Source organism: Nocardia rhizosphaerihabitans (assembly GCF_014646295.1).
Classification (GTDB): Bacteria; Actinomycetota; Actinomycetes; order Mycobacteriales; family Mycobacteriaceae; genus Nocardia; species Nocardia rhizosphaerihabitans.
The window spans coordinates 40,711-61,657 of the sequence record NZ_BMNE01000015.1 but is presented as its reverse complement, the minus strand read 5'-3'; the positions used below and the strand labels follow the sequence as shown (position 1 = coordinate 61,657).

Below are 20,947 nucleotides of genomic sequence, written 5' to 3'. Positions count from 1 at the left end.
GCTGGTCAGCGGGTCGGGCCGAGGTCGAGTCTGCGGGTGACCCGGTCGACGACATCGGGCGGCATGCCGGGTTCGCGGCGCGCGGCCTGGGCTTCGCGCCTGCCCGCCTCGATGACGGCCGAGCGCACCGCGCGCATCTGCGCGGCGAGTTTGCGTTCCGCGTCGAGGGCGGCCTTGGCGTCGGCGTCGGCGGCTTCGGGGTCGGCCTTGGCCGAGAGGTGGCGCAGGGTGTCCTTGATGTCCTCGTAGGCGTCTTCGGGCAGGCCGTCGCGGGCGGCGATCATCTTGAGCTCGGCCAGTTCGGCCCGCACCACCCTGGTCCACAGCTGCTGTTCGACCGCGCGTTCCTGTCTGGTGTCGGCGTGCACGCCGGTGATCCGGACGATCAGCGGCAGGGTCGGACCCTGCACGAGCAGCGTGAACAGCACGACAGCGAAGGCGACGAAGAGGATCTCCGAGCGGGCGGGGAAATCCGCGCCGGAGTCGATGGTGAACGGCACGGCCAGGGCCAGCGCCACCGTGGCGACGCCGCGCATCCCCGCCCACCAGGTGACGATCACCTCGCGCCAGGTGAACGGCTCGTCGGTGTCGCGCCACAGCTTCGTGCTCACCGCCCAGGTCACCAGCAGCCAGGCCAGCCGCAGCAGCACGACGACCGCGATCACCGCCGCGGTGACTCCGGCCAGCGACGACCAGTCGTGCCCGGTGGCGTCGATGACCACCCGCAGTTCGAGACCGATCAGCGCGAAGGCGAAGCCGGTGATGAGCATTTCGGCGATGTCCCAGAACGAGTCCGCGACCAGCCGGTAGTCCCGGTCGCCGATCTCGGTCACCGCGTCGGTCAGGTACAGCGCGCAGACCAGCACCGCGAGGACCGCCGAGCCCTCCCAGTGTTCGGCGACGCCGTACGCGACGAACGGCAGCAGCAGGCTCAGCGCCACCTGGCCGGTGGCGTTGTCGAGGTACTTGGTGAGTTTGCTGCCCAGCCAGCCGAGGATCAGGCCGACGACGAGCCCGACCACCGCGGCGAGGACGAAGTCGCCGAGCGCGTGCCACGGCGAGAACAGGCCGGTCACCACCGCCTGGATGCCGACGGTGTAGATGACGATCGCAGTGACGTCGTTGAACAGGCCCTCGCCGCCGAGGGCCACGATCAGCCGCCTCGGCAGGCCGAGCCTGCTGGCCATCGAGGTGGCCGCGACCGGGTCGGGCGGCGCGACCAGCGCGCCGAGCACCACGCCCGCCGCGACCGCGGTCGCCGGATTCCAGGCGTGGAATACCGCGGCCACCGCGACGGCGGTGACGATCACGAGGCCAACCGCGCGCAACGCGATGACCTGCCAGTTCTCGGCGAATTGCCGCCAGGAGGTACGTCGGGCGGCGGCGTAGAGCAGCGGCGGCAGGACCAGCGGGAGGATGAGCTCCGGCGGGATGTTGAGGCTCGGCACAGCGGGGATCAGGGCGAGCAGGCAGCCGAAGACCGTCATCAGGATGGACGGCGCTACCCCTATCCGACCGCCGAGCGACTCGGCGAGCACCGCCGCGAGCAGGATCACCAGAGTGAGTACCAACTGGTCCATAGCGGATCAGTCTCATCGACATCGACGGTGGGCGGAGGACGACCCGCCGCCCATCACTGCAGGACGGCGGCCGCAGGCGGAATGAAGATCGGCGGTAAGGGGAACGGCAGCTGGATGACCGGCGGCGGTGGCGGCGGGGCGGGCGCCGGCGCGGGAACGGGCTCGGGTTCGGGCGGTGGCGGCGGCTCGTAGACGGGCGGCTCGTACACCGGCGGTGGCTCGTAGGCGGGCGGCGGAGCTTCGACGGGCACGGGCTCCGGCGCCGGTGCGGGTTCCGGCGGCGGCGGTGGCGGCTCGGCGGGCGCGGGGGGTACCGCGGCATCCGGGGTCGTCACGGTGCACTGCCACGCGCCGTCGGCGTCGACCTGCCAGCGCGCGACGATGCCACCCGCCGAACAGTTTCCGCCGACCCGGCGGGCGGGCCACGGCGGGGCGAAAGCCGCGTCCTGCTCGGACGCCTCGTCGCCGGCGACCGGCAGTCCGTGGGAATCGGCGCCCATCGGGTTCACGGTGGACGGGTCGTTCTCGTCGCCCTGATTCGCGCGCAGGACCAACCCGAGCGCCACAACCAGTGCGAGCAGTGCGGCGAGCACTGCCGCGATCGCGATCACCCGAGTACTGCTGCCGGTCCCCTTGTCGGGGTCCTCGCTGCTCTCTGCCATCGCACCGCCTTCGCCCGCGGACCTGGACTCCCCTCGTCCAGCAGGCTACCGCACGGTTGCTGAAAAGACCGACCGTCTCGATCAGGCTCCACTGACCAGGGCCCATACCTACATTCAGCAGTTGCCAGATGTTTACTTGATTGCGACCCTAACCTTCACCGCATCGGTATCGGTGTTATGTAGCGCCTGCGCGATCAGGGTGCTCAGATCGATCTGCGGACCGGTCGCGGTGACCGATTCGGCGAGCGGGCGCAGTCCGGGCAGCAGGGCCGACAGCTCGGGACCGAGCTCGTTCAGTTTGGCGACGACCTGCTCGAGGAACGGCACCAGACCACCGTCGCGCAGGTACATCTCAGGATCGCCACCGGCCGCGCTGACCCGGCCGACCGACTCGACGAACTCGTCGATGACCTGGCTCAGGCGCACGAACGCGGGTGCGGCGGCGGAGGTGGCCGGTCCGGCCCAGCCGATGTCACCGGAGACGTACTCGAAGTTGTTCTGCAGCTCGGCGATCGCGGGCGCGCGGCTCATGATGGCCGCGGCGAGCAGGTCGCCCGCCCTGGCCAGCTCCGGGATGACGTTCTCGGTGCCGGTCATCGCCTGGCCGAGGGTGTCGACCAGCGAGCCGACGACCGCGGGGTCGAGCTGCTCGACGGTCTTGGTGACCAGCCGCGCGACCTCGGGGATCGACATCGGGGTGCGCACGTTCTCCCCCGCCAGGCGCTGCCCGTTGCTCAGGTACGGCCCCTCGGCACTGCGCGGCACGAACTGCACATACGGCTCACCCAGCGAGGACAGATGCTCGATGGTGACGATGCTGCTCATCGGCACCTTGTTCGCGGCGCCGAACCGGAAGCCGACCTGCACGCCTCCGGCGGTGGAGGTGTCCACGGCGGTGACCTTGCCGATCTCGATGCCGGTCAGCAAGATCGGCGAGCCGACGCTGAGTCCGCCGGAGTTGGCCAGCTCGATCGAGGCCTCGGTGTAGTCGGCGAACGGGTCGACCCGGACGACGCCGAAGGTCAGGTAGCTCGCGCCGAGCACGGTGATGGCGGCGATGCCGCCCAGTGATGCCAGTGCACCGATCTTCATCGCACCATTCCGATCATCCGCAGCGCGGTCACGATCTGCTCGATCTGCTCGTCCTCGGAGACCTGCACGCCGGTGATGTTCACCTTCGGCCCGCGCTCGGCGAACGGGATGATCTTGTCGCGCAGCAGTGCGGTCAGCAGGGCCATGTTGGTCGAGGAGCGCAGGTCGGCCGAGCCGCCGGTGGCCAGCGGCAGGAACGCGGTCGCGGCGGCGTCGCCCGCGCCCGCGAGCGGGGCCAGCCAGGTCAGCGACGAGCCGACCGGGCCGAGTGCCTGGAAGATCGCCATGGTCTTGGCGATCGAGTCCTGAGTGCCGGACAGCGCCCGCACGGCTTCGGGGGTGAGGATATTGGTGAGCTCGGCCTCGATGCCGACCATGATCTCGGCATTGGCGGCCAGGCCGTTGACCAGCAGGTCGACCCGGTCCAGGTTCGCGGCCAGATCGGCGGCGTCGGCGCCCATGACCGCCGAGATGCGCGCGGTCTCCTTGGGATCCTGCGGCATCACCGAGTTCACCCGGCCGATCATGTCCTGCAGCTGACCGATCGCGCCGCCCTGCACGAACAGCGCCATGGTGGCCATCGTGTCTTCCAGCTGCACCGGCGTTTTCGTGCGGGCGATCGGGATGGTGCCGCCGTCGCGCAGCAGGCTGCCGAAGCCGTCCTTCGGCGTGGTCAGCGCGACGTGGATGTCACCGAGGATGGTGTCCTGGCGCAGTTCGGCGATGGTCGTGGTCGGCAACTGCACCGAGTCGAGGATGTCGGCCTCGACGACGACGTAGCCGCCGCGGCCCGCGGGCGCGTCGGCGGGCTGGACCACCCGCACCGTGTCGACATTGCCGATCTCGGCGCCGTTGGCGATCACCTTGGACTTCGCGGGCAGGTTCAGCGCGCTGCTGAACTCGATCTGCACGCGGTAGGTCGGGCCGCTGACGGTCGAGCCGGGCACCGGTACCTCGGCCGGGTCGAAGCCGCAGCCGCCCACCGCCAGACCCGCGGCGACCACGAGCGCGATCATGCTGCGCCGCAGCGTCTTTCGCGGGTTCATCGGGCACCTGCCATTCCCAGAACGACCTGGACGAGGTTCACATCGGTCAGGCCCTGCGCCGGGTCGGCGCACCGGCCGGGGATCAGCGCGTTCACCGCGGCGCACACCTGGTCGGCTTCGCCGCCGGGCAGGGCGACCTTGGGCGGTGCGTAGGTGATCGCGGTGCCGCCGGCGGCGCTCTGGAAGGCCGAGGTCAGCGCGGGCATCTTGAGGACCACCTCGCGCAGCGATCCGACGTTGGCGCGCAACAACTTCACCAGCGGGACCGCGCCGTCGAGCGCGCCGATCAGCGGGTCGCCCAGGATGGTGGCGAAGTCGTTGAGCATCGGCAGGAGTTCGGCCAGTCCGTCGAACAGCGAGGTCGCCGGGCCGAGCAGATCGTCGGAGGCCTGGTTGAGCAGCGGGGCCAGCCGGACCAGCATCGTCTGCAGGTCGCCCCAGTTGGCGGCGACCCGGTTCGACACCGAGGCGAACGCGTCGAAAAGGCCTGCCAGGTGGCCGATGTCGGCGTCGGGCTTGTTCATCGCCGAGCCGAGCTTGTGCACCAGTTCGTTGATCGTCGGGCCGGTGCCCTCGGTCGCGCGGTCCAGCGAGGCGAGGCCGTCGACGAGCGCGCTCGGCTGACCGGCCTCGGCGCCGGAGAGCTGCTCGGACAGACTCGCCAGGGCGGTCAGCGTCTCGGTGATGGACTTGGGGGTGAGCGTCTTGGTGATGCAGCCGCCGGTGAACTGCCTGGTGTCCTTGCCGCTGGTCAGCACGGCCAGATTGCGGTCGGCGGCAACGGAATACGCGACGGTGGTCGCGGAGGCGTCGGCGTAGACCGGGTAGTCGGCGTCGACCTCGAACTCCACCCGCACCTTGGCGCCCTCGTTGCGCACCGCGGTCACCTCGCCGACATCGATGCCGCGCATCGTGACGTGGTTGCCCGGGTAGAGCCCGATCGCATCGGGCATGAGGGCGCAATAGGATTCGGTCTTCTTCAGCGGATCGAAGGCGACGAAGTAGCCGGCGATCACCAGGACGACCAGCACCGCGACACCGGCGATCGACATGAACGCCTGGGATCCGAGGAGTCGTTTCAGCATCAGCACGCCTTCCCGGGCAGTGGCACGCATACCTGCACGCCGGACTGGTCGACCACGACGCCCGCGTCCGGGGTCGCCAGCTGCGACAGCTTGGTCTGCAGGTCGGCCACGGTGCCGAGGATCGGTTCGAACCGGCCTTCGAGCTCCTGCATCCGCGGCAGCGCGTCGGCCAGCGCCTGTGCCTGCGGCTTCAGCGTGGACTCCCAGCTGGGGGCGAGCCCGGCGAGCCGGTTCACCACCGAGGTCAGCAGCCGGACCGCTTCGGCCAGTTCGGCTTTCTTGCTCAGCAGCACGTCTTCGAGCATGTTGACGTTGTCCATCAGCCTGCCCAGATCGGACTTGGCGCCGTCGTACATGGAGATGTACTCGTCGAGGATCGCGATGGACTTCGACACCTGCGAGCGCTGCCGATCGAGCATGTCGACGTACTTGCCGACGGTGTCGAGCGTGGAGCGCAGGGCCTCCGGGGAGGACGCGATCGCGGAATTCGCCGCGGCCAGGTTCTTGCGCACGGTGTCGCCGTCGACGGCTGCCAGCGGCGCGGTCGCGTCCTGGAAGGTCTCGATCAGGCTGTAGGGCAGGCGGATTCGATCCGCGGGGATGGCTTCGTCACCGAGCGGGCGCGAGCCTGCCGGGTAGAGCGCGACGTAGTGACCGCCGACCACGGTGAGCATGCGGATGTCGAGGGAGGTCTGGTCGCCGACGAACACGTCGGAGTCGACGGTGAACTCCATCAGCACCTTGTCCGGCTTCAGCTCGAGCGAGGTGACGCTGCCGACCGAGATGCCGGCCAGGCGCACGTCGTCGCCCTCGCGCACCGACTGCGCCTCGCTGAGTTCGGCGGTGTAGGTGTGCTTGCCCAGCGGCACCACGTAGACGATGCCCGCGCCGACGATGAACAGCACGACCAGGCTCAGGCCGATGATGCCCATCCGCAGTTCGCGGGCGCGCTTGGTCGCCTCGTCCATGATCGGGCGGTCACCGGAGAAGAACTTCAGGCGTTGCATACCGTCACCTTCTGTCCGGCGATCAGCACCTGCAGCGGGGCGGGCACCTCGGCGGGGCCGTTGCTGCAGGTCGGCGTGAAGCCGGCGAAATCGCGCGAGAGCGAGGCGTCGACCGTGGCCAGCAGGCCGGGCAGCCGCCCGAAGACGTCCACCGCCTCTTGGGGATTCGGGAACAGGCCGCGGATCATCGCGTCGACCTCGGCGCTACCGCCCTCGACCAGGCCGAGCGAGGCCAGCAGCCGGTCCACCGGCGCCAGCACCGAGGGCGCGGTCATCGCGAACTGCGCGACGCCGCCGATATTGCGCTGCATCGCCTCGAAGATGTCGGTGAGCCGGGCCAGCAGCGGCAGCAGGTAGCCGACGCGGCCGCCGTGCCGGTCACCCAGCGTCGACAGGTTGCTGATCAGGGTGTTGACGACGTGCTGGCGGTCCTCGGCGTAGCTCGCGAGCTGGTCGATCGCGGTCAGCGCTGGGCCGAGGCCGCTGCCGTCGCCCTCGATGACGGCGAGCATGCTCGCGGTGAACTGGTTGATCGCCTCGGGTGAGAGCGTCGCCAGTACCGGCTTCAGGCCGCTGAACAGGCTGGTCACGTCGAACGACGGGACGGTCATGTTCGCGCCGATCCTGGCGTCGGCGGCGATCCGCTTGCCCGGGTTGGGCGCCTGCTGCAGGTCGATATAGCGCTGGCCGGTGAGGTTCTGGTACCGGATGGCCAGCTTGCTGTTGTCGTAGATGGGCGTGTCGGTCTTCACCGTGAGGTGGACCTTGGCCTTGTCGCCTTCGAGGCTGATCTTCTCGATCTTGCCGACCTGCACACCGAACATCCGCACGTCGTTGCCGACCTTGAGGCCGTTGGCGTCGGTGAACAGCGCGTCGTGCGCCTCGGTGTCACCGGAGACGGGCCGCTTGATCAGGGTGAACACGAGTCCGAGCACGGCGAGCATCACCAGCGCGAACACGCCGAGTCGCAGTGCGACACCACCGACCTTCATCACGCACCGGCCTTTCCGAACAGCGGCACCGCGATCGCGGGCACACCGCTGAGCTCGACGTCGAGGTTGAGCACCGGGCCGTCGGGGCCGTCGGGCATGGCGCCGCGCAGGTTGGTCAGCAGGGCCTGCAGGTCGGCGCCGGTCCGGCGCGGATTGGGCGACATCTGGGCCAGCGCGTACAGCATCGGCGCGAGCATGTCGGTGGTCTCGGCGAAGTGCCCGCCCGCGGTGGTCAGCGTGGTGGTCAGGGCGGGCAGGATGCTGCCGCCGACCACGCCGACGCCGATGTCATAGCGGTCCTTGTCGACCTGGGTCACCTTGATCTCGCTGAGCCGGTCGATCACCTGCATTGTGGCGCCTGCGAACTGGCCGCCGCCGTCGAAGGCGGGTCCGAGCCTGCCGAACAGCTCCGAGGGCGCGACGTCCTGGTTGTCGGCGATGGTCTTGGCCATCGTGATCAGCGCCTGCACCAGCGGGGTGAAGGCCTTGAAGTCGGCGGCCAGCTGGGAGACCACGGTCGCCATCTGCGGGCTGGTCACCGTCATGCCGACCTGGGACAGGCTGCGCAGGATCGCGCTCATCGTCGCGTCGTAGACCCGGTCGGCGTTGGCGCCGGTCAGGTCGAGCACCGCGCCCGCGCGCAGCGGGGATCCGCCGGTGCCGCGGCGCAGTTCCAGTTCGGCGATGCCGAACAGGTTGGTCGGGGCGTAGTCGACGGCGAGGCTGTCGTCGATGCCGTGCAGGCGGTCGGCGTCGAGCAGCAGCGAGATCCGCTGGGTGCCGCGCTCGCCGGGGGTCACTTCGGCGACCTCGCCGACGGTGACGCCGTCGATGCGGACCTGGCTGCCCGCGCTGATGCCGTCACCGAGGTGTTCGGTGTGCAGCGCGATCCGCAGGCCCTCTTCGGTTGTCAGATTGCGGTAGGCGACCGTTCCGAGCACGACCGCGGCGATGATGCCGAGGATGATCGCGCCGGTCAGCCGCGAGGTGCGCCGATCGGCCGCGACGCCGGGCATTCCATAGTTAGGCACTAGCTCACCCCGTAAAACTGATCGCCGAGTTGAAGCCCCACAGCATGATCGACAGCACCATGTCGATGGCCACGATGGCCACCGAGCTGGCCCGCACCGCGCGGCCGGAGGCGATGCCGACGCCCTCGGGACCGCCGGTGGCGAAGAACCCGAAGTAGCTGTGCACCAGGATCACCACGGTGCCGAACACGGCGACCTTGATGACGGCGGCGATCATGTCGAAGCCGGAGATGAACTGGAAGAAATAGTGATCGTAGACGCCGGCCGACTGCCCGTAGACCATCGTGAGCAAGCCGCGGCAGGCGCCGTAGGACAGGATCAGCGCGATCAGGAAGGTCGGCACGATGGCGATGGCACCGGCGATGACACGGGTGGTCACCACGAATGGGACCGACCGCAGGCCCAGCGCCTCGATCGCGTCGATCTCCTCGGAGATGCGCATCGAGCCGATCTCGGCGGTGATCCGGCAGCCCGCCTGCGCGGCGAAGCCGATGGCCGCCGCGATCGGGGCCAGCTCACGGGTGGTGGCGTAGGCCGAGATGACACCGGTCACCGGGCCCATGCCGAGCATGTCGAGCGAGGCGAAGGATTCGACGCCGACCGAGGCGCCCATCACCAGGCCGAGCACGATCATCATCGGGACGGTGCCGCCGCCGACGATGATCGAGCCGCGGCCCCAGGTCATGTCGGTGACCGCGCGCAGCGTCTCGTCGCGGTAGCGGCGCAGCGTCAGCGGCACCGAGGACAGCACCTGCCAGACGAACACGGCCACGAAGCCCAGCGATTCGCCTGCCGAGCCGATGCGCTTGCCGAGGCGGACCGGCTTGCGCAGCCAGTGCAGCGAGGTGGGGATATAGGAGGAGGCAGCCATCACGCCAACTTCGTCGGCAGGAACATGGCGCTGATCTGAGTTGCCAGCAGGTTCACGATCGCGATCGAGACCACCGACAGCACCACCGCCGCGTTCACCGCGTCGGCGACGCCGCGCGGACCGCCCTTGGCTTCGAGGCCGCGCTGGCAGGAGATGACGACGACAAGGAAGCCGAAGATCAGCGCCTTGAGCAGCGACACCCACACGTCACCGGCGGTGGCGAAGGAACCGAAGGTCGACCAGTAGCTGCCCGGGGTCACGCCCTGGCCGCCGACGGCGACCGCGTACCCGGCGAGCACGCCGACGAAGATGATCAGCACATTGAGCATCGGCGCGACGATCAGCATGGCCATCATGCGCGGGATGACCAGCCGGTGCACCGGGCTGATGCCCATGGTGTTGAGCGCGTCGATCTCCTCGCGGATGGTGCGCGCGCCGAGGTCGGCGGCGATCGCCGCGGCGCCGGCGCCACCGAGCAGGAAGCCCGTCGCGATGGGCGCGCCCTGCTTGATGACGCCGAGGCCGCCGGTCGCGCCGAGCATGGAGTCCGCGCCGAGGCTGTGGATGAGGTTGCCGACCTGGATCGAGACGATCACGCCGAACGGGATCGCCATCAGGATCGCCGGGATCGCGGTGACCGTGATCAGCCGCCAGGCCTGCACGAGGGTCTCGCGCCACTGGAAATGTCCGCGGGCGACATCGGCGACCGTGCCGGTGACCGACTCCTGCGCGAGGTCGACCGCGCGCCCGAAGGTCCGCAACGACGACACGACGGTGTCGGTGAAATTCTTGCGGACGATCTGGGTGGCGGAATCCGGCTTCGCGGAATGCAGATCGGTGGACATCAGCGATGCCCCCGGCCCGCTCGCGAAGCACGGGAAATGATGATTTTCATACCGCACTCTCTGGCTTCGGCGTCGGTGCCAACTCCAGCAAGCTAACCGGTACGCTGCGTCACAACAAAATTTAGGGGTGGTGACCCTCGTCGCTTTTCCTCAGTTTCCATGACAGATCACCACCCCTTGTGATCCGCAACACTCCAGCTACGGGCTTGCGGCCAGGAACACGAAAGCCGCGAACAACGCCAGGTGAACACCACCCTGCAGCAGGGTCGCGCGGCCGGGCACGATGGTCAGCGTGCCGACCACGACGGTCAGCGCGAGCAGCACCATCTGGGTGGCGCCGAGACCGAGCACCAGCGGACCGCTGAGCCAGATGGTTGCCAGGGCGATCACCGGAATGGTGAGGCCGATACTGGCCATGGCCGAGCCGAGCGCCAGGTTCAGGCCGATCTGCACCTGGTTGCGGCGCGCGGAGTTGAACGCGGCCAGCGTCTCGGGCAGCAGCACGAGCATGGCGATCGCCACGCCGACCGCCGAGGGCGGCAGACCGGCCGCGGCAACGCCACGCTCCAGCGCGGGCGAGACCACCTTCGCCAGCCCGACCACGCAGATCAGCGCCAGCACCAACAGCGCAAGGCTGATCACGGCGGTCCGGGTGGACGGCGCGGTGTCGTGGCCGGTGTCGGCGTCGTCGACCGCGCCCGCCTCCTCCACCGGGAGGAAGTCGTCGGGGTGGCGCACCGTCTGCACCATCACGAACAGCAGGTACAGGGCCAGCGAGGCGACCGCGGCGAAGGCCAGTTGCGCCGGCGAGAACTCCGGGCCCGGCTTGCTGGTGGTGAAGGTGGGCAGCACCAGGCTCAGCGTCGCCAGGGTCGCGACGGTGGCCAGCGCGGCGCCGGTGCCCTCGGAGTTGAACACCGCGACCCGCCTGCGCAGCGCGCCGACGAGCAGCACCAGACCGAAGATGCCGTTACAGGTGATCATCACCGCGGCGAAGACGGTGTCACGGGCAAGTGACGCCGCCTTGTCGCCTCCGGAGATCATCATCGTCACGATCAGCGCCACTTCGATCACGGTGACGGCCACCGCCAGCACCAGCGCGCCGAACGGTTCACCGACCCGGTGCGCGACCACCTCCGCGTGGAAGACCGCGGCCAGCACCGCACCGACCAGCGCGATGTCGACCAGCACCACGACGACTCCCGGTACGTCTCGCCCCCAGGTAGCGGCGAGCACGAGGGCGGCGAATATCGGGATGTACAGGGTCCATCTGGTCCTCAGGGCGGCAATCATGATCTCCATCGTCCCAGCTGCGCGCGAGTGCACCCGGATACGCGGCCGCGAAGATCACCGGTTGGATTCCCCGAAACGCCTCGATGGGGAACAATTCAGCCCGTGCGGACCCAGTTCACCCTCGAGCTCGTTGCCCTGTCCAACGATCTCACCCTGATGTCGCGCCTGGCTCATGATGCGACGGAGCGGATCACCGAGGCGCTGGCAGGCGCCGACCTGACCGCGACCTACGAGGTCTTCGCCCTCGACGAACAGCTACAGCAGATGTTCGCCGCCTGCGAGAACCGCACCATGGCGCTGCTGGCCCTGCAGGCGCCCGTCGCGCGCGACCTACGCCACGTGGTCACCGCGATCCAGATCGCAGGCGAACTCTCCCGCATCGGCAGGCGCACCGAGACCGCGGGCCAGTACGTGTATCGCGCCCATCCGCGCGCGGTGGCGGCGGCGCCGGTCATCGCCGAGCTGGTGGCGATGGGCACCTTGGCCGCCGAATGTGTTGCCCGAGTTGGCGCTTCGGTCGCGACCGGCCGCTTCGTCGCCGACGACGGCACCACCGCCGAGTCCATGGACGTGCTGTGCAAACAGCTGCGCACGGTGCTGGCCACGACCGAGACGGACGCGGGCGCGGCGATCGATCTGGCCCTGCTCGGTAGCCAGTTCCAGCGCTGCGTCGACCACACCGCCCGGATCGCCCGGCTGATCCGCTTCCTGGACACCGGCATTCCGCCGGAGACCGGCTCGCTGCCCGACTGACCCCTCAGTCGAGCAGCGAAAACCGGCCGGAGCCAACCAGTGCGGTGATCGCCGCGATCTTCTCCTGCGGCGCCGCGTAATCCGGGTGCGCGGCGAGGACGGCGGCCGCGTCCCGCAGCCGGCTCAGCTCCTGCGCCGCCGCCGCGACCGTGCGACCACCCTGCCGCACAGCGTGTTTCGTATAGGCGGGTTTCGCGACATCGATCCGCCCGAGCTCGCTCGCCCTGACCACCCGGCGGGCGCACCGGCACGGCGCCGCCTGGTTCACCAGTCCGCAGGAGTCGCGCAGGAACGCGCCGAGTCGCTGTTTGGCCCGCTCCCAGCGCTTTTGATACGCGGCCGGAGTGATGTCGAGCACCCAGGCCGCCTCGGGCGCCGAGAGCCCGAACAGGTCACCGAGGACGAAGGCGACCCGCTCGTCGCGACTCAGGCACTGCAGCACCGCCTGGGTGCAGCTGAGCCGGACCTCCTCGGTGAGCAGCGCGGCTTCGGGACCGCGGTAGTCCTCGGTGGCCAGTCCGTCGAGCAGGCTCGCGCCGAAATCGTCGAGACTGAGCTGCGCGTTCTCGGCGGCCGAACGCCGGTGCTGCGAGATCAGATAGTTGGCGCCGACCCGGTAGGCCCAGGTGAGCAGCTTGGCTTCGCCGCGCCACGTGGACAGCCGGGTGACGACCCGGATCAGGATCTCCTGCACCGCGTCCTCGGCGTCGGCCGGGCGGCCGGTCATCCGCAAGGCCAAGCGGTACAGGGGATCCTGCAATTGCCCGATCACCTCGGCCAGCGCCGCCTTGTCGCCGTCGACGGCGCGGGCCACCAATCGGGCCTCCTCGGTCTCCATCCCGCCATTGTCGCCGGTCATGCCCGGTCGAGCAGCCCGTGCCGGTGCAGCCATCCCGCGACGGATTTCGCGATCGCCTCCGGCTGGTCCTCGGGCGCGTGATGCGAGCCGGGACCGACCGATTCGACCTCGATGTCGGCGAATGTCCGCGCCGCCCACTCGATCACCTCGGCGCTGCCGAGCCCCACGGCCGGTTCCACCGTCATCAGCAGCTTCGGCACGCCCGCGCTCGCCGCCATCCACTCTCCATAGGCGTTCACCCTGGCCACCACGTCGGCGGGCTCACCGTCGAGCGGGAATTCCCTGGCCCAGGCCAGCATCGGGGCCCGCGAGGCAGGGGTGGGATACGGGGCGCGGTAGGCGTCGAGATCGGCCTCGCTGAGCGCGGGCACCAGGGTCGGCAGGTTGTACTCGATGAATTTGTTCTCGTTCAGCACGGCTTGTTCGCCTGCGGGAGAGCGGAACAGGCGGAACATCTCGGCCGAGCGGGCGGGCAGCTCCGACCAGGTCAGCGGGCGCAGGAAGGTCTCGATGACGGCGATGCCCGCGACCCGCCCGGGATGACGGGCGGCGAAGTCCATGGCCAGGGTGCCGCCCCAGTCGTGGCCGACCAGAATCGGGTCGGTCAGCTCGAGTGCGTCGAACCAGGCGTCGAGGTAGCGCGCGTGATCGCCGAGGCGGTAGGCGATGTCGGGTTTGCCGGAGGCGCCCATGCCGATCAGGTCGGGCGCCAGGCAGCGCGCGTGTTCGCGCACGACCGGCAGCACATTGCGCCACAGGTGCGAGCTGGTCGGGTTGCCGTGCAGGAAGACGACGGGTCGGGTATCGGCACCCGCGTCGCTGTAGGAGATGAACGAGTCGATGACGTCGACGGTCGGCATGGCCGGTTCCTTTCGGTGAATGATCCTTCCCTGGCTTGGACACGGGGAACCGACCGACGTCGACAGGGATTCGCGGTGATCTGCGTCACTACCGGTTTACGCGACGTTTCCGCCGGTCACCTCCGTCGATAGGTGAACGCTATTGAGCCGCAATTCCTTTGCACTGTCGTGTGCGGAAGGTCATAGCCGACAATCAGTTACGACACCGCGTGCGGCCGTTAGGTTGTGCCGGTTCATTTTCGACGAAGGCATATGGGTGGTACGGGCATGAAGTGGTCCTCGATCAGTGGCTCTCCTCTGGGCCGGGCCCTGCTCGCCCTCGCCGCGGCGATCTGTCTCGCCGTCGTCGTGACCGTGGCGAATTCGCTGCTGGACAAGGTGGATCCCACCGCGCCCGGACCCGGTCCGGCCAACGCCGCGACGGTGTCGGGCAAGGAGATCGGCGATCTGGTAGGCAAACTCGTCGTCGCCAAGGAAGGCGCGATGACGGGCTACACCAGGGAGAAGTTCCCGCACTGGGACACCAACAAGCCCGAGCACGGCTTCGGCGGCGACCTCGCGCAGTACACCAAGTGCACCAGCCGCGAGGTGATGATGCTGCGCGACGCCACCGGCAAGGTCACCCTCGACCCCAAGACCTGCGAGCTGAAGATTCCCGCCGGCGCGGGCTGGCAGGACCGCTACGGTTTCGTCGACAAGAAGACCGGGCAGCTCGGGCCGTACAAGTTCATCACCGACCCGGCCAAGGTCGACGCCGAGCACATCGTCGCGCTGGCCGAGGCGTGGCGCTCCGGCGCCGCCGACCGCGACGAGGACACCCGCCGCCGCATCGCCAACGATTCGCTGAACCTGGTCGCCGCCGACCCGTCGGCCAACCGCTCCAAGGGCGATCAGGACCCCGCGAACTACTTGCCGCCCGGCAATTTCCGGTGCGCCTATGTCGAGCATTACGTGAAGGTCAAGATAAAGTACGCGCTGACCGTTGATACCGCCGAGCACGCCGCGTTGCGCACCGCAGTCGACGACTGCCTCCGCCGAGGAGAGTTCACATAAGCGAGACGATCGAGATCACCGCCGAGAGCGCCGTCATGACCGAAGAGGAAGGGACGGTGTCCGGCGAGCTCGATGTCATGCTCGATGATTCGGGCAAGGGCCTCGTCCGCTACCGCGGTACCGACACCTGGTACACCATCGGCAACATCGAGGCCGAACCCCCACGCGTGTGGGACAGCGTCGCCGACCTGGTGAAGGCGATCAAGAAGGTCGCGGGCACCCGCGATGTCGCCGGGAACACGGTGGTCTTCGAAGCCTGAGCCCGCGGGCTGGCAATCTGGTAGTTATGCCGACTGCCTCTGGAAGACCCCCGTCCGATGATGTCGCATGGTCCGCGCTCGGCCGGCGGCTGCCGCTCGCGGTGACGCTGATCGCCACCGCCGCGGTCCTCGTCGCCGCGCTCACCTGGCAGGTCAATGACGACGCGGGCATCATCCGAATCGACCCGCGGGTACTCGACTGGATGATCGCCCACCGTGGCGAACCACTGACCTCGATCGCCCGGGTGGTCACCGATCTGGGCGACACCCTGTCGATGACGATCCTCGCGACGCTCACCGTCACCTGGTTCGCCTGGCGGCGCAATTGGCCGACCGCGGTGCTGGTCGCCGTGACCTCGGCGGGGGCGGGGGTGCTCGTCTTCGTGGTCAAGCGGATCGTCGGCAGGCACCGGCCACCCGAGCTGACCCGCCTCGTCGTCGAGCCGAGCCTGTCCTATCCGTCGGGCCACACCCTCGGCACCACAGTGGTGGTCGGCATCGTCGCGCTCACCGTGATCCCCAGCCTCCGCCACGCCACGGTCCGGGTGGCCGCCACCGTATTCGCGGCGGTGTTCCCGATCGCGGTCGGCCTGTCCCGGGTCTACCTGGGCGTGCACTGGTTCACCGACGTCCTCGCGGGCTGGATCTTCGGCCTGTTCTGGCTGACCCTGTGCGTCACCGTGTTCGCCTGGGTGTACCGCGCCCCCTCCCCCGTCGATCAGCCCACCGAAACCACCACCGTGCCGGCAGCGCCCGACCGCAGGTAGTCGCCGGCGTTCACCGCGGTACCGCCGCACGGTTGACTCGGCCCATGACGACCGCGCTGTCCACCACCGCCTTCGGCCCGCGACTGCGGCACTGGCGCACGCTGCGCCGGGTCGGTCAGCTCGATCTGGCGATTCGCGCCGAGACGAGCCAGCGCTACCTGAGCTTCCTCGAACAGGGCAGGTCACAGCCGGGCCGCACGATGGTGGTTCGCCTGGCCGAGTCGCTCGAGCTGACGTTGCGCGACCGCAACAACCTGCTGCCGGCCGCGGGCTTCGCCCCGGTGTTCCCCGAAAGCGAGCTGGCCGCACCGGAATTGGCACCGGTGCGCGAGGCGCTCAGCGCGGTCCTCGACGGTCACCTGCCGTACCCGGCGCTGGTCGCGCGGCCCACACCCCCGACCCGGTTCTCGACGAACTGATCGCGGAACTGTCCGGCTATCTGCCGGCCACCGCCCCGGCCCCGACCACGTCGGCTTCGCCGTCCCCCTGCACCTGCGCACCGACGACGGCGACCTGCGTCTGATCACCACCCGCACCTCCTTCGCCACCGCGACCGATATCACCATCGCCGAACTCCACCTCGAGGCGTTCCTGCCCGCCGACCCGGAGACCGCCCGCATCCTCCGGCTGCGCGCCGACCCTGAGCTCTCCGATCCATAGGCTGTCGCTATCCCTACCCCCGACGGGCCCCTCGGCCGGGGTGACGGCCGAGGGGCTGGGGATCACAGGGTGGAGGCCACCAGCTCCCGCTGCACCGGTGCGTCCCAGTCGATGCGGTAGCGGCGTTCGGCGCCCATCGTCTTCTCCGGGTTCATCACCGTCTTGACCATCAGCGGCATCATCGCGTTCATGATCTTGCGGGCGAACGGGCCCGGCGTCTTGCTGTGGTTGACCTTCGCCGCGCGCGCCGCGATGCCCTCCACTCTGCTTCGCCGCAGCTGCTCGTAGGCCGCGAAGGCCGCGGTCGGGGTGTCGATATCGCGCAGGCAGCGGGCCAGCTGCACGGCGCTCTCGATCGCCAGCGACGCGCCCTGACCGGAGCTGTTCGACGGCGCGTGCACCGCATCGCCGACCAGCACCATCCGGTCGCGGTGCCAGTGCGGCACCGGCGGCATGATGTGCAGCGCGCCGGTGATCTCCAGGTTCTCGGCGGTGGTGCGGCGGGCGAACTCGCCACCCGGGGTGTCGGGCGCGTAGGTCTCGCGCAGCACCCGCAACCAGTGTTCGGCCGGGACCGCGCGGGCCTCGGTCAGCGAGTAGTACTGCTTGCTTGGCAGATTCGCGCCCCAGGCCACGCGACCGTCGGCGTGCTGCCAGTACAGGTAGTAGGCCTTGGCGCCGAAGGCGAACACCATGGTGTCGGCGGGCAGGTCGAGCTCGCACTCGACCAGGGCGCCGAAGCCGAGCATGCCGGTGTAGTCGGGGCCGGGTGCGGCCGGGTCGATCAGGCTGCGGACGGTGGACCGGATGCCGTCGCAGCCGACGAGGATGTCGGCGGACGCGGTCGAGCCGTCGGTGAAGTGCGCGGTCACGCCGTCGGCGTGCTCGTCGACGCGCATCAGGCGCTTGTCGTAGGTGAACGGCACTCCCGCGGCGACCGCGTAATCGTGCAGCGTGCGGTGCAGCTCACCGCGATCGACGACCTGCAGCGGCGGCTGATCGGCCAGCACCGGCAGGATGTGTTCGCGGCCGCCGACGGCCAGCCGCATGCCTTGGACGGGCAGTGCGATCCCGCGCACCGCGTCGCCCGCGCCGATGATGTCGAGGGCCGCGACCCCGTTGGGGGCGAGTGCGAGCCCGGAGCCGATGCCGTCGGACGGCCCGGAATAGGCCTCGTAGACATGGGCGTCGATGCCTGCCCGCCGCAGGGCGGTGGCAGCGACGGGTCCGGCGATGCCACCGCCGATGACCAAGGCGGAACGGGTTATGGACATGAGTGATCTCCAGATCTGTGTCTGCGTCACCCGGGCTATCCTGTGGTTGCCAGCCTCGTAGCCGGGTGCGCATGCGTGTGAGCACGGTGTCGGGACGGTTCTCGGACTCGGTGGGGTGTTGCCGCACACCACCGGGTCCGGGTCTTTTCGGGAGCGAGTTCTAGTCGTTGCCCCTTTCGCCGAATTCGGGAATCCGGTCGGCGGGCATGCCATCGGCATGCCACTGCCGCCACATCTCGAGGCCTTCGAAGGTGCCCGCGCGTAGTTCGTCACGCAGCGAGCGCGCCCACCGCGCTTCGGCTTCCAGCATCGCGATGCCGAATTCGGTCTCGACGAGGAACAGCCGGGGCAGCGTGCCTGCCAGCGCGGTGAGATCGGTCTTCGCGCGCTCGACGGCCTGCTCGAGCGCGGCGATCCGGATGCCGAGCAGCTCGACCACCTCGTCGGGCGGAAGCACAGCCAGGATCGACAATCCCGCGGTGAACCGGTGCTGTTCGGGTTCGGGCGAGGCCAGCAGTTCCCTGGTCCAGTCGGCCATCTCGGCGCGCCCGGCATCGGTGATCCGGTAGATCACCCGCTCGGGGCGGGCGCCGTCGCGTTCACTGCCGACGACTTCGAGGAAACCGGCCTTGGCCATGTTCTGGACGACCGTGTAGAGCGAACCCCACTTGATGTCCATGTCCTTGTCTTTGCCATGGGCACGCAGGGTGGCGGCGATCTCGTATCGGTGCATCGGCCGCTGCACGATCACCGACAGCACGGCGAGCGCGAGCAGATTGTTCACCTTGCGCTTCGTAGCCATGCCCACCTCCTTACTCGTCTACGAATATACGTCTACGAGTATTTGGTGGGCAAGGTCTGTCCAGCGGCCTGGACGAAATCAGACCTTGGCGACCTCGACGCTGTCGGCGCCCTGCTCGAGCAGCTTGCCCGCGATTTTCGACAGCGCTTCGTCGAGCAGCGCGCGATCGGCGGGGTCCTGGTAGTTCCAGTCGTCGAGCCGATCCCCCAGCCAGCGGCGCCAGCCCGCCCGCAGCTGGTCGACCTCGCGGCGACCCTGCTCGGTCAGCGACAGCGTGCCCGCGTCGGCGAGCAGCAGCCCGTCGTCGACGGCCTGCCGGAACACCGGCGAGAGCACCTCCACCGGCAGCCGGTGCCGGAAAGCGATGGCGTGGAGCTTCGCGGGCAGGCCCTGCTTGTCGTAGAGGTACACCTGCCCGAGCGCCCAGGCGGCGTCCGGACCGAGCGAGCTGCCCGACGCCGCGATGAGCTCCGGGATGATCGGCTTCTGCGCCCTGGCCTTGCGCACGGTCGCCGCGACCGCCCGTTCCAGCTGCACCACCCGGTCGTCGGAATCGGGTACAGAGAACCCCTCGCCGATATCGTCCGCGCCGTGGCGCGCGCTGTCGCGCAACCGCACCTGCGGAAGGAACCAGGCGACGGCGAACCCGAGCAGCGCGACCGGGACCACCCAGCGGAACACGTAGTTGATCGAGTTCGCGTAGGCGTCGACGACCAGCGTCGAGAGCTCGAGCGGCAACTCACGCAACACCTTCGGATTGGCCGCCGCCTCCGGGGTGACGCCTGGCGTCTGCCGCAGCGCCTCGGCCAGCGCCGATTTGCTCTGGTTGGTGTAGAGCGTGCCGAACACCGCCGTGCCGAACGCGCTGCCCAGCGTGCGGAAGAACGTCACGCCCGAGGTGGCGGTGCCGAGGTCGGCGTAGGGCACGGTGTTCTGCACGACGATGGTGAGCACCTGCATCGACAGCCCGAGCCCGGCGCCGAGGATCAGCATGTACAGCGATTCCAGCCAGACGCTGGTCTCGCGGCCCATCGTCGACATCAGGGCCAGCCCGACGGCCATCACCGCCATGCCGACGACCGGGAAATACCGGTACTGCCCGGTGCGCCCGACCACCTGCCCGGAGAAGACCGAGGTGATGAACAGGCCGACGACCAGCGGCAACGTCCGCACGCCTGACACCGTCGCCGTCGCGCCGTCGACGTACTGCAGATAGGCGGGCAGATATGTCATCGAGCCGAGCATCGCGAAGCCGACGATGAAGCTGAGCACCGAGGACACCGTGAACACCCGGCTGCGGAACAGCCGCATCGGCAGCATGGGCGCCACCGCCCGGTTCTCCACCATGACGAACGCGACCAGCAGGACGACAGCCAGCACGAACAGCCCGATGATCTGCCAAGAGCCCCACGGATATTCGTTGCCGCCGAACTCGAGTCCGAGAATCAGCGCCGAGACGCCGAGCGCGACAAGGCCGATGCCGAGATAGTCGATCACCGGCCGCGCGACCGCGCGCAGATGCGGCAGCGTGCGCGCCGCCATCGCGATCATGATGATCGCCAGCGGCACATTGACATAGAAGCACCAGCGCCAGCTCGCGTGATCGGTGAACAGCCCGCCGAGGGTGGGGCCGACGACGGTCGTGATGCCGAAGACCGCACCCAGCGCGCCCTGATACTTGCCGCGTTCGCGCAGCGGAATCGTGTCGGCGATCAGGGCCATCGACGTGACCATCAACCCGCCGGCGCCCACCCCCTGGATGCCTCTGGCCAGGATCAGCACACCCATGCCCGGCGCGAGACCGGCCAGCGCCGAGCCCGCGATGAAGATGACACCGCTGACCTGGAACAGCAGTTTGCGGCCGAACAGGTCACCGAGTTTGCCCGCGAGCACGGTCGCGACGGCTTCGGCGAGTAGATACGCGGTCACCACCCAGGCCATGTGGCCCGCGCTGCCGAGATCGGCGACGATGGACGGCAGCGCCGCAGAGACGATGGTCTGATCGAGCGCGGCCATGAGCATGCCGAGAACGACCGTCGCGAAGACGACATTGATCTTGGCCTTGCTCATCGGCTCGACGGGCTCGTCTACAGCAACACCATCCGCCATTGCCCCAGTATGGGCGTTCGGGCCGCTCCCGATACTTCAGTGACAC

Annotated in this window: 21 protein-coding genes; 5 read left to right on the top strand and 16 right to left on the bottom strand. The window is 69.1% G+C overall.

Annotated elements, in window-relative coordinates:
• Positions 1-5 precede the first annotated feature (5 nt).
• From IEY60_RS34485 to IEY60_RS34435, 11 genes are all read right to left on the bottom strand, one after another.
• Complete coding sequence (locus IEY60_RS34485) at positions 6-1,580, bottom strand: Na+/H+ antiporter (protein ID WP_189034743.1); 1,575 nt, start codon at positions 1,578-1,580, stop codon at positions 6-8.
• Positions 1,581-1,633: 53 nt separating this feature from the next.
• Positions 1,634-2,242, bottom strand: a complete 609-nt coding sequence (locus tag IEY60_RS34480; RefSeq protein ID WP_189034742.1) for a hypothetical protein — start codon at positions 2,240-2,242, stop codon at positions 1,634-1,636.
• 132 nt (positions 2,243-2,374) lie between these two features.
• Entirely contained in the window at positions 2,375-3,334 is a 960-nt protein-coding gene (locus IEY60_RS34475; RefSeq protein ID WP_189034741.1) for an MlaD family protein, read from the bottom strand.
• Positions 3,331-4,380 (bottom strand): MlaD family protein, encoded by a 1,050-nt coding sequence (locus IEY60_RS34470; protein ID WP_229740385.1) that lies wholly within the window; start codon positions 4,378-4,380, stop codon positions 3,331-3,333. The genes IEY60_RS34475 and IEY60_RS34470 overlap by 4 nt, the downstream gene beginning before the upstream one ends.
• The gene (locus IEY60_RS34465) at positions 4,377-5,465 is read right to left on the bottom strand and encodes an MlaD family protein (RefSeq protein ID WP_229740384.1); all 1,089 of its coding nucleotides are present in this window, start codon (positions 5,463-5,465) and stop codon (positions 4,377-4,379) included. Before IEY60_RS34465 ends, IEY60_RS34470 begins: the two co-directional genes overlap by 4 nt.
• The gene (locus IEY60_RS34460) at positions 5,465-6,472 is read right to left on the bottom strand and encodes an MlaD family protein (protein WP_189034739.1); all 1,008 of its coding nucleotides are present in this window, start codon (positions 6,470-6,472) and stop codon (positions 5,465-5,467) included. The genes IEY60_RS34465 and IEY60_RS34460 overlap by 1 nt, the downstream gene beginning before the upstream one ends.
• Complete coding sequence (locus IEY60_RS34455; RefSeq protein ID WP_189034756.1) at positions 6,460-7,464, bottom strand: MlaD family protein; 1,005 nt, start codon at positions 7,462-7,464, stop codon at positions 6,460-6,462. The genes IEY60_RS34460 and IEY60_RS34455 overlap by 13 nt, the downstream gene beginning before the upstream one ends.
• Complete coding sequence (locus IEY60_RS34450; RefSeq protein WP_229740383.1) at positions 7,464-8,495, bottom strand: MlaD family protein; 1,032 nt, start codon at positions 8,493-8,495, stop codon at positions 7,464-7,466. Before IEY60_RS34450 ends, IEY60_RS34455 begins: the two co-directional genes overlap by 1 nt.
• Positions 8,496-8,499: 4 nt before the next feature.
• Positions 8,500-9,366, bottom strand: coding sequence for an MlaE family ABC transporter permease (locus IEY60_RS34445; RefSeq protein ID WP_019045463.1), 867 nt, complete (start codon positions 9,364-9,366; stop codon positions 8,500-8,502).
• Positions 9,366-10,211: an MlaE family ABC transporter permease gene (locus tag IEY60_RS34440; RefSeq protein WP_189034738.1), complete on the bottom strand. Its 846-nt coding sequence runs from the start codon at positions 10,209-10,211 to the stop codon at positions 9,366-9,368. Before IEY60_RS34440 ends, IEY60_RS34445 begins: the two co-directional genes overlap by 1 nt.
• A gap of 198 nt (positions 10,212-10,409) precedes the next feature.
• A complete protein-coding gene (locus IEY60_RS34435; RefSeq protein ID WP_189034737.1) occupies positions 10,410-11,513 on the bottom strand; it encodes a calcium:cation antiporter in 1,104 nt (367 codons plus the stop codon).
• 93 nt (positions 11,514-11,606) lie between these two features.
• Here IEY60_RS34435 and IEY60_RS34430 point away from each other — a divergent pair, with 93 nt between their 5' ends.
• Positions 11,607-12,257: a phosphate signaling complex PhoU family protein gene (locus IEY60_RS34430; protein ID WP_189034736.1), complete on the top strand. Its 651-nt coding sequence runs from the start codon at positions 11,607-11,609 to the stop codon at positions 12,255-12,257.
• 4 nt (positions 12,258-12,261) lie between these two features.
• On the opposite strand, the gene IEY60_RS34425 is transcribed toward IEY60_RS34430, so the two are convergent.
• Together IEY60_RS34425 and IEY60_RS34420 are read right to left on the bottom strand one after the other, a co-directional pair.
• Complete coding sequence (locus IEY60_RS34425; RefSeq protein ID WP_229740381.1) at positions 12,262-13,095, bottom strand: RNA polymerase sigma factor; 834 nt, start codon at positions 13,093-13,095, stop codon at positions 12,262-12,264.
• Positions 13,096-13,112: 17 nt separating this feature from the next.
• Positions 13,113-13,997 carry a haloalkane dehalogenase gene (locus IEY60_RS34420; protein WP_268241509.1) on the bottom strand — a complete coding sequence of 295 codons (885 nt, stop codon included), beginning with the start codon at positions 13,995-13,997 and terminating at the stop codon, positions 13,113-13,115.
• Positions 13,998-14,243: 246 nt separating this feature from the next.
• On the opposite strand from IEY60_RS34420, the gene IEY60_RS34415 reads away from it, so the two are divergent.
• From IEY60_RS34415 to IEY60_RS36435, 4 genes are read left to right on the top strand one after another with little or no spacing between them, the layout of a single operon-like run.
• Positions 14,244-15,029 carry an HNH endonuclease family protein gene (locus IEY60_RS34415; protein ID WP_189034733.1) on the top strand — a complete coding sequence of 262 codons (786 nt, stop codon included), beginning with the start codon at positions 14,244-14,246 and terminating at the stop codon, positions 15,027-15,029.
• Positions 15,030-15,064: 35 nt separating this feature from the next.
• Complete coding sequence (locus tag IEY60_RS34410; protein WP_189034732.1) at positions 15,065-15,289, top strand: hypothetical protein; 225 nt, start codon at positions 15,065-15,067, stop codon at positions 15,287-15,289.
• 26 nt (positions 15,290-15,315) lie between these two features.
• A complete protein-coding gene (locus IEY60_RS34405; RefSeq protein ID WP_189034731.1) occupies positions 15,316-16,056 on the top strand; it encodes a phosphatase PAP2 family protein in 741 nt (246 codons plus the stop codon).
• 44 nt (positions 16,057-16,100) lie between these two features.
• Positions 16,101-16,475 (top strand): helix-turn-helix domain-containing protein, encoded by a 375-nt coding sequence (locus IEY60_RS36435; RefSeq protein ID WP_308426159.1) that lies wholly within the window; start codon positions 16,101-16,103, stop codon positions 16,473-16,475.
• A 303-nt stretch (positions 16,476-16,778) separates the two neighbouring features.
• On the opposite strand, the gene IEY60_RS34395 is transcribed toward IEY60_RS36435, so the two are convergent.
• The 3 genes from IEY60_RS34395 to IEY60_RS34385 all read right to left on the bottom strand — a co-directional run bounded on the left by IEY60_RS34395 (position 16,779) and on the right by IEY60_RS34385 (position 20,901).
• A complete protein-coding gene (locus tag IEY60_RS34395; RefSeq protein WP_189034730.1) occupies positions 16,779-17,990 on the bottom strand; it encodes an FAD-dependent oxidoreductase in 1,212 nt (403 codons plus the stop codon).
• Positions 17,991-18,150: 160 nt separating this feature from the next.
• The gene (locus IEY60_RS34390; protein ID WP_189034729.1) at positions 18,151-18,792 is read right to left on the bottom strand and encodes a PadR family transcriptional regulator; all 642 of its coding nucleotides are present in this window, start codon (positions 18,790-18,792) and stop codon (positions 18,151-18,153) included.
• Positions 18,793-18,870: 78 nt separating this feature from the next.
• Positions 18,871-20,901, bottom strand: a complete 2,031-nt coding sequence (locus IEY60_RS34385; RefSeq protein ID WP_229740380.1) for an MDR family MFS transporter — start codon at positions 20,899-20,901, stop codon at positions 18,871-18,873.
• Positions 20,902-20,947 lie beyond the last annotated feature (46 nt).